The following is a 10917-nucleotide window of genomic DNA, read 5'->3' as shown; positions in this document are numbered from 1 at the left end:
GTTAACAGTTATGTCGACTGATACATCGCCTTCGCGAGCAAGCCCGCTCCCACCTTGGCTATTTGCCGGCAGGTCAATTCGAGGTCTTGGCCATCTGCCGATCCGACGCACGCCAGATTAATCGGCTGGTGTCATAGCCCTGCTGGCGCGCCTTGCTCAGCAATTCTTCGCGCACCACGCTGTTGACGGTCGGTGTACGGGACAGCAGCCACATGTAGCGGCGGCTCGGGTCACCGACGATGGCGGTCTTGTAGTCATCGCTGACGTACAGTACCCAGTATTGCCCTTTCGCCACGCCCGGTACGATCCGCGAGAACCAGTTGTCGAACCTGACCCAGAGCTTGTCGGTCTTGCCCGGCACCTGCGGGGTGGCGGTGCCCCTGGCTTCTTCCCACTGCCAATCCGAAGTCAGGCAGCGATTGAGCACACCCACGTCGCCGTCAGGCTTGAGGGTGTAGTGAGCTTCGGACTGCGCGCAGTTGCGCTGGAAATACATTGGCAGGCGGGCCAGTTCGTACCAGGTCCCTTGGTAACGCTTCAAATTGACGCTGTTGACGGTCTTGGGCGCCAACGGGTCTTCGCCAGAAGTGGCGCAGCCAGCCAAAACCAGGCCGGCCAAAAGCACTAACAATAACCGCTTCATTATTTTTCTCCCGCAGGCCCGTAGCCTCGGTTTACTTCAGGCCTTGGCCGGAAAACATCAACACTTTGTCACCGGCGTACTGCACGCTGATAAAGCTTTTCTGGTCGCCCCAGGTGCAACTGGACATGCCGAGCGCGCCCGAACAATCAGTCGGTTTTCCCAGCAATGATTCGACTTCGGACTTGGGCATGCCAGCCGACAGCTTCGAATAATTTTCCTGGTTGACCTTGCTGCATGCGGTCAGCACGACGCACACAATCAACAACGCGATGGAACGCAGGGACATCGGGTAACTCCTGGAGCGGAAGGGAGGATGGCAGGGTGCCAACCAGAAGCTTAGAAGAGAAAACCCCTATCTGGTTCCCCGGCAACCCCAGTATTTATTGGTTCCTGAGACAGCATTTCGTCGGTGAATCAATCAGTTTGTGATGCTGTCGTGCATTTCGTCGGATTTGACCGGCGATGGCTGATCCTTGGAGCAACCAGGCCGATAAAAAGAACAGCGTTAAATCCTGCGTTATGGCAAATTGCCCCCCTTCCTGACCAGCTCCTCTGCGGTAGCGTTCTTAATGACCAGAAACATGAAGTTCAGCCACAAAATCCTGCTGGCTGCCGCCCTCGTGGTAGCCGTTGCGTTCGCCTGTTTCATCCTGTTCAACGACTATCGTCAGCGCCAGAGCCTGCATGCCAGTACCGAAAATTCCATGCAGGAACTCGGCAACCTGACCAGCCGGAACATCCAGACCTGGGTCGAAGGTCGTGTCCAGTTGCTGCAATCGCTGGCCCAGCAAATCGCTGTGGATGGCAGCAGTGCCGACAGCCTCAAGCGCGCCGTGGGCTTGCCGGTGTACACCAGCAATTTCCAACTGAGCTATTTCGGCGGTATCGACGGCGTGATGTTCTCGGTGCCGGCGGGTAACCGTGCTGCCGACTACGATCCCCGCGCCCGTGGCTGGTACAAGGCCGCCAACAGCGCACAACAGGCCATTGTCACTGAACCTTACATCGCCGCCTCGTCAGGCAAGCTAGTGATCACCGTGGCCACCCCGGTGCAGCACCAGAACCAGATGATCGGCGTAGCCGGTGCAGACATCGACCTGTCCAGCGTCAGCGCGATCATCAACTCGCTGAACTTTGGCGGGCATGGCCATGCGTTCATTGTCAGCGCCGACGGCAAGATCCTGATCCACCCCGACAGCAAACGCGTGCTCAAGACCCTGGCCGAGGCCTACCCCGACGGCGCGCTGCAAGTCAGCCCGGGCATGAAGGAAGTCGAGCTCGACGGCAAGACCCAGTTCATTTCCTTCACCCGTGTCAGCGGCGTGCCGGGTGCCGACTGGTACGTGGCCCTCGTGCTCGACAAAGACACCGCGCTGGCGATGCTCAGTGAATTGCGCACTTCAGCGCTGATCGCGATGGCCATCGCCGTGGTGTTCATCATCGCCCTGCTGGGCATGCTGATCCGCGTGCTGATGCAGCCGCTGCTGACCATGGGCCGCGCCATGCACGATATTGCCGAAGGTGAAGGCGACCTGACCCGCCGCCTGACCATCCATGGCCAGGATGAATTCGGCGCACTGGGCACGTCGTTCAACCGCTTCGTCGAGCGCATTCACACCTCGATCCGCGAAGTGGCCTCGGCCACGGGCCAGGTCAATGAAGTTGCCCTGCGAGTGGTCAGCGCGTCCAACTCGTCGATGTTCAACTCCGACCAGCAGGCATCGCGCACCAGCAGTGTGGCCGCGGCCATCAACCAGCTCGGCGCCGCCGCCCAGGAAATCGCCCAGAACGCCGCGCTCGCCTCGCAGCACTCCAGCGATGCCCGCAGCCTGGCCGAAGACGGCCAGCAAGTGGTGGATAAAACCATCACCGCCATGCAGCAACTGTCGGCGAAGATCAGCGATTCGTGCGGCAACATCGAGACCCTGAACAGCAACACGGTGAACATCGGCCAGATCCTGGAGGTGATCACCAGCATCTCCCAGCAGACCAACCTGCTCGCCTTGAACGCAGCCATCGAAGCGGCCCGTGCCGGCGAGGCCGGACGCGGTTTCGCAGTGGTGGCCGATGAAGTGCGCAACCTGGCCCACCGGACCCAGGACTCGGCGCAGCAAGTGCAGAAAATGATCGAAGAGCTGCAGGTCGGCGCACGAGAAGCGGTGCTGACCATGACCGACAGCCAGCGCCAGAGCGAAGGCAGCGTCAGCATCGCCAACCAGGCCGGCGAACGCCTGGGCAGCGTGACCCAGCGCATCGGTGAAATCGACGGCATGAACCAGTCCGTCGCTACCGCCACCGAGGAACAGACCGCCGTGGTCGAGTCGATCAACGTCGACATCAGCGAGATCAACACGCTGAACCAGGAAGGCGTGGAAAACCTGCAAGCGACTTTGCGGGCCTGTTCAGACCTGGAGCAGCAGGCGGCGCGGTTGAAGCAGTTGGTGGGCAGCTTCCGGATCTAGAGGGTCTGCACGGGCCTCATCGCGAGCAGCCTCGCTCCCACAGTGGGTTTCTTTGCTATAAAGATCTCTGTGGGAGCAAGCTTGCCAGCTATGGTGGCATCTGCCAGGTTGGAGCATTGGTCATTACAGCTGACGCAAGACTGAATTAAGACTAAACTCAGTCCCATTCACCGTCGGGGCTCGCGCCATGAAGCTGTCATCCCAAATCAAACCTATCAGCTATTTGAAAAGCCACACCGCTGAAATCGTCAAGACCATCACAGAAAGCCGAGAGCCGTTGATAATCACCCAAAACGGCGAAGCCAAACTCGTGGTCATGGATGTGAAAAGCTTCGAGGAACACGAAGAGACAATGGCTCTGTTAAAGCTGTTGGCTATGGGGAACCAGGAAATTGAAAAAGGTGAGTTTCGGGAAATCGAAGAGGTCTTCGCTGACTTGGACAGGACCGACCTTCAATGAGTTTAAAGGTTGTCATCCTTCAGTCTGCTGAGACGGACATTAAAGAATTACGCCTTTACCTGATCGAACGGTTCTCTCTTCAGACATGGCAAAGCACTTATGCCGCCCTGAAAACAGCGATCCGTCATCTGACGACACAGCCCTACGCTGGATCAATTCCGCAAGAAATCGAAAGGCTCAATCTAGGTCAGTACCGACAAATTCTTTCAGGCATGAATCGGATTATTTATGAAGTACGCGGGCAAACACTCTATATCCACATCATTGCCGACAGCCGCAAAAATCTGCCCGCCCTGCTGCTGAAGCGATTGCTTCGAAGCAACCCGTAGCTCACTAAAATCGCGACCCCGGCCCCTTCAAAAATTCCATTTCCTCAACCGTAGACTTCCTTCCCAACACCGCATTGCGATGGGGGAACCGTCCAAACCGGGCAATGATCTTCTGATGCCGTTCGGCATAATCCAGGTTGCTCTCAAACACCGCGCGTTCCGCCTCCGGCTGCTCTCGAACCAAGTCGATAAACCGCGACACGGCCTCGTTCTGCACGGCCAGGTTTTCGCAGTGTTCGAGCACCAGGTAGATGAATACGCGCTGGATGGGTTTGAGTTGCCGGTCGAAACCTGCGGCCAGGCCCTGGGCTACCAGCGCTTGGGCGCGAAGGTCACCGGAAAAGGCCTTGGGAGTGTCGCGAAAGATCATCCGCGGCAGTTGGTCGAGCAGCAGCACCAGGGCCAGCCAACCTTCCGGGCGTTGCGCCCAGTCGATCAATCCGCCGGCCAGTGCCTGTTCGACCTGATCGCCAAAGCGCTCACGCGCCTGGCGATCATGACGCTTGCCGAACCACAGTTTGCCCTTGTCAGCCGAGATCTCATCTGGCGTCTCGGCTGAACCGAACCACCAATCAAGCAGCGGCTGCCAGGGCTCGGCCATGATTTATTCCTTGTGGTAGGCCGTGGCGCGGGCCACTTCTTCCTTCGAGCCCAGGAACACCGCCACACGCTGGTGCAGGCCTTCAGGCTGGATATCGAGGATGCGCTGGTGACCGTCGGTAGACGCACCGCCGGCCTGCTCCACCAGGAACGACATCGGGTTGGCTTCGTACATCAGGCGCAGCTTGCCGGGCTTGCTCGGCTCGCGACTGTCACGCGGATACATGAACAGACCGCCACGGGTCAGGATGCGGTGCACGTCGGCAACCATCGCGGCGACCCAGCGCATGTTGTAGTTCTTTTTCAGCGGGCCTTCTTCGCCGGCCAGCAACTCACTGACGTAGCGTTGCACCGGAGCTTCCCAGTGACGCTGGTTGGACATGTTGATGGCGAATTCCTGGGTGGTTTCAGGAATGGTGATGTCTTCGTGAGTCAGTACGAAGCTGCCCATTTCACGGTCCAGGGTGAAGCCTTTGACGCCATCGCCCAGGGTCAGCACCAGCATGGTCTGCGGACCGTAGATCGCATAACCGGCGGCAACCTGCTGGGTACCTGGCTGCAGGAAGGCCTTTTCATTCAGGGCTTCGTTCTGGCTCAGGTATTCATTCGGGCAACGCAGTACCGAGAAGATGGTACCGACCGGGGCGTTGATGTCGATGTTCGACGAACCGTCCAGTGGGTCGAAAACCAGCAGGTAGGCACCCTTGGGGTATTTGCCCGGGATCTGGTAGGCATTGTCCATTTCCTCGGACGCCATGCCGGCCAGGTGACCGCCCCATTCGTTGGCTTCGAGCAGGATCTCGTTGGAGAGTACGTCGAGCTTCTTCTGCACTTCACCCTGCACGTTCTCGGTGCCCATGCTGCCCAGGACACCACCCAATGCGCCTTTGGAAACGGCGTGGCTGATCTCTTTGCACGCACGCGCCACCACTTCGATCAAAAAGCGCAGATCGGCAGGGGTATTGTTGCTGCGGGTCTGCTCAATCAAATAGCGACTCAAGGTAACGCGGGACATGGACGGCTCCGAAGAATAGGGGGCGGAAAAACCAGCGCAGTTTAGCGCGAGTCTGGAGTTAATTCCTCCTATGAGACGGGATAAGGAGGATTGAGTTCACGCGATGGCGATGGCTTGCAGATTTGCTGCTTGCCGGGAGACCGCCTTCGCGAGCAAGCCCGCTCCCACAGGTGACCGAATTGTCCTGACGAACACGGTCAATGTGGGAGCGGGCTTGCTCGCGAATCAGGCGACTCGGTACATCAGTCATCCCCATTTTCAGGATTTGACCGGCGGCTTGCGCAGCAGACTGAACGCCATCGCCGCAAGGAACAGTACGCTCAGCAACAACACAGCCCACAAGCCGATTTTCTTCCAGTTTGTCCCAACGACCACCGGCACCGTTTCGGCCGGTGGTATCGAGGTTGCCACGCCATTCACCGTCGCCGTGCCCAGGGTCGCCAACCGCGACGGACGGTAATCGGGCACCAGCGTCGTCAGGGGCAAGCTCGCGGCCTTCACGGTCGCGCTGCCCAGTGCCAGGCTGTACGGACCTTCGCCACGCGCCAGGAACACCACCTGTGTCGGGCGCACCGCATAGCGCAGGGCAGGCGCCTCAGTGCCCAGGCCGCCACCCCGCTCGTCCACCGTCAGCTTCAACTGCTGCACGGCCTGGCCGGACAGCTGCAACTGGTTTTGCAGCACATCCTGGCCATTCTGGGTCAGGCGATAGAGCAAGCCGCTGCCCATGGGCTGCCATGGAAGGCTGCTTTCACGGCGTCCGGCCAACGTCACCGGCGCCAGACTATTGGCCTGGCTCAGCTCGACCTGCACCTGCTCGACGTTCAACCCCTTGGGCAACTGCCAGGTGTATTCGCCGGCCTTGCTGGTGCTGCCAGCCAAAGGCTGCGACCAGACCAGCGGCAACGGCAGGCTTTCGCGACTGGCGCTTTGCAGCTGGGCCGAAGTCAGCACCGGCGCAGAGGACGGCGAGTCCCAGAGCAAGCGCAAATAGCGCGCCGATTGCCCCGGCAGGCTCACTTCATGCTGCTCGACCCGCTCATCGGCGAAGGTCAATCGCGCCACCTGACCTTCGCCCCAGGATTGCCAGTGCTGCAAATCGTCGCTGGCTTCGATGGTGAAACGCTGGAAACCGTCGCGCTCACTGGTCCAGTCGAGGACCAACTGCTGCAACGGCGCCTTGAGCGCGCTGGCGTCCAACAACCAGCCACGCAGTTCCTCTTCCCCGGCTTCAAGCCGGCTGGACGGCTGGACTTCCACCAGGGTCCCGTTTGCATTCGATTGCACCCGCACACTGGGCGCGCGTTCGGTGTCGTCGGCGGCGTTATACAGCGGGAACCACTTCACGTCCGTGAGGGTGCGGTTTTCCCGGCTCTGGGCCGACTCTTTAACCAACGCATAGGCCTGGGCCTGCCCGGCGGCGTTGAAGACCCGTAGATCACTCAGGTCAGTCTGTTGCGCTTGCAATTGAACGTCCAGCGGCAGCGGCAGGCGATACCACGGCCCCTCGCCACTCAAGGCCAACGGCACTTGATGGGCAAAATCCGCCGGTTGCTCCTGGGCCGTGGCCGACAATGCCACCCACAATCCGACCATCCCCAGGCCGATCCGACTCAACGTGCGACTCAAGATGACACTCCCTCATTGACAGGCATTGGCGGTTCGGTCGGCGAGGCTGTTTCCGGACGTTTTGGCGGCAGCGGTGCAAAGTAGCCCACCACCAGCAACAGCACGCCTACGCCGATGAACGACACGATCCGCGCCAGACCGCCGCGGTTACTCAATTCGACAAAGAACAGCTTGGCGACCACCACGGCGATCAACGCCGCGCCGATCAGCCACACCTCACGGCGGTGCCGCAAATGCCCACCGATCATCAAGCCCAGAGCGATCAAGGTCCAAATGATGGACAGCCCGGCCTGTACGAACATCGATTCGAGCAATGCATCGAGCTCGAACGGCACGCCGATCCAGTGATGGGCACTGCGCATCACCAGCGCGGTAAAGAACGCGAACAGCGATACACCGGCGATCAACTGGGCCACGTGCTCGGCATGCGCCCAGCGGATCGCCAATTGCGCCAGCGCACTGCGTGCCCACACGTAGACCCCGAACAAGGCAAACAGCAGGCCCAGCTCCAGCGGGTTGAGCAGCGGCACGTAGGGCAACGGGTCTGCGCCACCGTCACTGAACGTATTGGCCAGCCAGAACCAGCCGAGCATCAACAGCGCCAGGGGCGCCGCCGCGTAGACGCGATATTCTCGCGGCTGGGCCGATACCGGCCATGGCCGGGCACGCGGTGCAGCCATCAGCACCAGGTACAGGCTCGGCAGGATCGCCCAACCGAGCCAGCGCCAGGCGTTGTATTGCTCGGACAACAGCAGCAGGCCATAACGCAGTTCCAGCGCCAGCACGCCGATCAACAGCCAGCAGCCAAGCACGTGCGCCGTACTGCGTGCCTGGGCCGGCAAGCTCGGTGCCAGACGCTTGAGGGAAAGGAAATGCACACCAAACACGGCCAACCAGGCGAGCCAGCCAAAATCCGCCGCCGGGTGATAACGATTGTGCCAGGCCGCGACCAACACACAGCCCGCCGCCGGTATCAGCAACGTGCACAGCAGCCCCAGGGCTGGCCATTTGAGACGTTGGGCCAAGACAGTCCACACCGCCACACTGAGCGCCGCGACGGCCAGCAACAGGCTGGCTTGCAGGTTCACCGGGGCAAAGCGCAGCACTTCGCTGCCCCATGCCAGCGCCCACCAACCGGCCCCCCAGACCAGCAGCAACTCGGACAGACGCCGCAAGCTCAAGGCCTCGAACTGCGCCGCCGAATGCCCGCGCTGCAAGCGCCACGCACCCACCAGCGCCGCCAACCCCAGCACCAGCGGCGTCCAGAACCCGCTATGGGCCAGGGGCCGCAGATCCTCGGTATTGAGCGGCCCCAACAAGGCCGGGCCCGCCACCAGGAACGCCGCGCCACCGAGCAGTTGCAACAACAGGCCGAACACAAAGCTCACCCGCTGTTTCAGGTACAGGCTCAGCCAGATGATCAACAGGCCGCTGGCGGCCCACACGCCACTGGCGGTTTGCCACGGCAGGACGAACAGCACCGCGAGGTTGATCAGCACCAGTCCCGCCAGCAACACCACTGACAAGCCGCGCAGCAACCGCACATCGTTACGCACCATCTCGTCGCGTGCCGCCAGCAACATGCCGCCGATCAGCGCCAGGCCGATCAACGAGGCGCTGAGCAAACCGCTCCAGCCGGCGTTGAGCACCGCTGCCGAATCGCCTTGCGCGCCCCGCAGGCGCAACAGGAACAGCGCTCCACCCAACAGCTGTATGGCAAACGCTGTGAACAGGAAACTGCGCGATTGCAGACGCAGGCCCACGAACAACGTTGCCAGACCGGCCAGCGCCCAGGCGATGGCGGTGCCGTGGGTCAGGAAAAACAGTGGCGCCAGCAGATAGAGCGAAGCCAGCCCCGACACCGCCAACACCGGCCGCACCTGACGCTCCCAACCCGCAGTGTGCTCAGGTGCCGCCTTGCGCAGTTGATAGAAGCTGAACAGCAAGGCGCCGCCAAGCATCAACGCCCCCAATGGCGAACCTTGGAGCAAGGTGCTTTCACCGATCAGCAATTCACTGAAGAAGGCCCACGCCGCCCCCAGTTGCAGCAGCAAGGCAAACCCGCGGGCCAGAGGGCGTTGCTGACGCAGGCCCAGCCAGAAAATCCCCGCGCCTTCCACCGCCCATGCTGCTGCGGTCCAACGGGCGTCGAGCCCCAGGGGAATCGCCAGGCTGGTAAAAATCACTCCCAGCGCCAGGCAGGTTTCCGCCAGCAGCAAGGCGCGGCCACCCTTCAGTACCCGCGCCAGGCCGATGTAGATCATGCCCAGCACCAGAGCACTGAACGCGGCGGCGAGATCGAGGAACATCACCAGCGTGAGTTGCAAGCCGAAGGCCACCAACGGCGGACCGAACAGCATCGTGCCGTCCACATAATCGCCTTTGCTCGCTGACCAGCGCAGCAAGGCTTCGCGGCTGTCATCCTCGGGGGCGTCGCTCATTTCCAGCAGTTTGCGCCGGGTGAACAACAAGCCAATCAGCAGGTACATCAGGAAGAACACGATCAGGAATGGCTCGGTGCTGAAGAACAACTGCGGCGAGTACGAGCGCAGGCCCCAGGCGATACCGATACCGAACGTGCCGACGAAACCGATCAGGTTCAGCAAGCGCCAGGCCTTGAACCAGGCAATCGCGAGGATGCCGGTATTGAGCAGGATGAAATAGCTGAACAGGGCTACGTGATTGCCGCTGCCGGTGGACGTCAGGATCGGCGCGGCGAACCCGCCCAATGCGGCCGCGGCCGCCAGGCCCAGGGCGTTCTGGGTCACCGCCAGGATCGCCGAGAACACCGTGACCGCCACCAGCAAGCCCAGGGCCGCCTTGGAATCGAGCAAGGGGTGCAGGCGCATGGCGGCGAAGACCGTCAGGTACAGCACCGCGATCCCGGTGCCCTGGAGCATCAACGCATAGTTGCTGTTGCGTTGGCGCAGCCACCAACCCAGGCCGAGCAGGCCCAGGGCGCTGGCCGCGACACCGGCATAACGTAGCTCGATCGGCACCACCATGCCTTCGGTGGCATAGCGCAGCAGGAACGCCAGGCCGAGGAACAACAGCACGACGCCGACCCGCAGCACCGTGTTGCCGCCGAACAACCAGTTGCGCGCACCGGCCAGGGCGCGCTCGATCACATTCGGGCCTCGCGGAGCCGCCGGTTGCGAGGCAATCGGCTCCACAGGTTCGAAGTTGCGGGACTCGCGCCTGGAAGCAGCGGGCGCCGGGGTCCAGATGTCGTCGGGCAATGGCTGGCTGGCCTGCGTGGCCATTGCCGGGATCGGCCCGAGGTCAGCCGGCAGTTCCCAGACCAGCTCGGGTTCCGGCTCGGTGCGGGCGACAGGCTCGGGGGCCTGGTCAGTGGCGGCTTGGGTTGTGGCGGCTTGGGGCGCCGGCGCCGGATCAGGAGCAGCATACAATGTGCCGCGCTCAAGCACTGCCAGACGAGCTTCCAGCGTGACCAGGTCTTGCTGGGCCGTCTGCAATGAAACCTGCTGCCTGGCGGCCTGGGATCCCAGTTGCCTGATTCGGAAAACCTGGGCAATGCCAAGCCCCACCAATGCGCCTATCAGCGCATCGGCTGGCGACTCATCCACCACCCAGCCGAGAGCCAGGCCCAACAGCGTCAAGATCCATTGCATGGTTGATATCCCTAAGCGGCCCGTTGCGGGCATGACCGGGGCGATGCGGTGCCTGGCTCAGTCTAGTGGAGAAGACCCATCCGATGTGGGAGCGGGCTTGCTCGCGAAGGCGGTGTGTCAGGCAATTTGAATGTCGCCAGACACACC

The 10917-nt window shown here is 61.6% G+C and carries 9 protein-coding genes; 3 read left to right on the top strand and 6 right to left on the bottom strand.

The features are described from left to right. Window positions 1–73: 73 nt before the first annotated feature. Window positions 74–643, bottom strand: a complete 570-nt coding sequence (locus tag RGM2987_RS02020; protein WP_245138449.1) for a lipocalin family protein — start codon at window positions 641–643, stop codon at window positions 74–76. 31 nt (window positions 644–674) lie between these two features. Further along, window positions 675–929 (bottom strand): outer membrane protein assembly factor BamE, encoded by a 255-nt coding sequence (locus RGM2987_RS02015; RefSeq protein WP_245138448.1) that lies wholly within the window; start codon window positions 927–929, stop codon window positions 675–677. Between the two features lie 283 nt (window positions 930–1212). Between RGM2987_RS02015 and RGM2987_RS02010 the strand changes: the two genes are divergently transcribed. The 3 genes from RGM2987_RS02010 (at window position 1213) to RGM2987_RS02000 (ending at window position 3894) form a co-directional block, all read left to right on the top strand. Continuing rightward, window positions 1213–3105: a methyl-accepting chemotaxis protein gene (locus RGM2987_RS02010; RefSeq protein ID WP_245138447.1), complete on the top strand. Its 1893-nt coding sequence runs from the start codon at window positions 1213–1215 to the stop codon at window positions 3103–3105. A 187-nt stretch (window positions 3106–3292) separates the two neighbouring features. Beyond that, complete coding sequence (locus RGM2987_RS02005; RefSeq protein WP_245138446.1) at window positions 3293–3565, top strand: type II toxin-antitoxin system Phd/YefM family antitoxin; 273 nt, start codon at window positions 3293–3295, stop codon at window positions 3563–3565. After that, entirely contained in the window at window positions 3562–3894 is a 333-nt protein-coding gene (locus RGM2987_RS02000) for a type II toxin-antitoxin system RelE/ParE family toxin (protein WP_245138444.1), read from the top strand. Before RGM2987_RS02005 ends, RGM2987_RS02000 begins: the two co-directional genes overlap by 4 nt. A 4-nt stretch (window positions 3895–3898) precedes the next feature. Here RGM2987_RS02000 and RGM2987_RS01995 read toward each other — a convergent pair whose 3' ends face one another. The 4 genes from RGM2987_RS01995 to RGM2987_RS01980 form a co-directional block, all read right to left on the bottom strand. Beyond that, window positions 3899–4495 carry a DUF924 family protein gene (locus tag RGM2987_RS01995; protein WP_245138443.1) on the bottom strand — a complete coding sequence of 199 codons (597 nt, stop codon included), beginning with the start codon at window positions 4493–4495 and terminating at the stop codon, window positions 3899–3901. A gap of 3 nt (window positions 4496–4498) precedes the next feature. Continuing rightward, window positions 4499–5509, bottom strand: coding sequence for a class 1 fructose-bisphosphatase (locus RGM2987_RS01990; RefSeq protein WP_003220797.1), 1011 nt, complete (start codon window positions 5507–5509; stop codon window positions 4499–4501). A 258-nt stretch (window positions 5510–5767) separates the two neighbouring features. Then, entirely contained in the window at window positions 5768–7138 is a 1371-nt protein-coding gene (locus RGM2987_RS01985) for a DUF3999 domain-containing protein (protein WP_245138442.1), read from the bottom strand. Beyond that, window positions 7135–10770 carry a DUF2339 domain-containing protein gene (locus RGM2987_RS01980; protein ID WP_245138441.1) on the bottom strand — a complete coding sequence of 1212 codons (3636 nt, stop codon included), beginning with the start codon at window positions 10768–10770 and terminating at the stop codon, window positions 7135–7137. Before RGM2987_RS01980 ends, RGM2987_RS01985 begins: the two co-directional genes overlap by 4 nt. Between the last annotated feature and the right edge of the window lie 147 nt (window positions 10771–10917).

Origin of the sequence: Pseudomonas sp. RGM2987, from assembly GCF_022952855.1 — a bacterium.
Classification (GTDB): domain Bacteria; phylum Pseudomonadota; class Gammaproteobacteria; order Pseudomonadales; family Pseudomonadaceae; genus Aquipseudomonas.
Note: the sequence above shows the minus strand (reverse complement) of the source record. Positions and strands in the feature narration are given on the sequence as shown.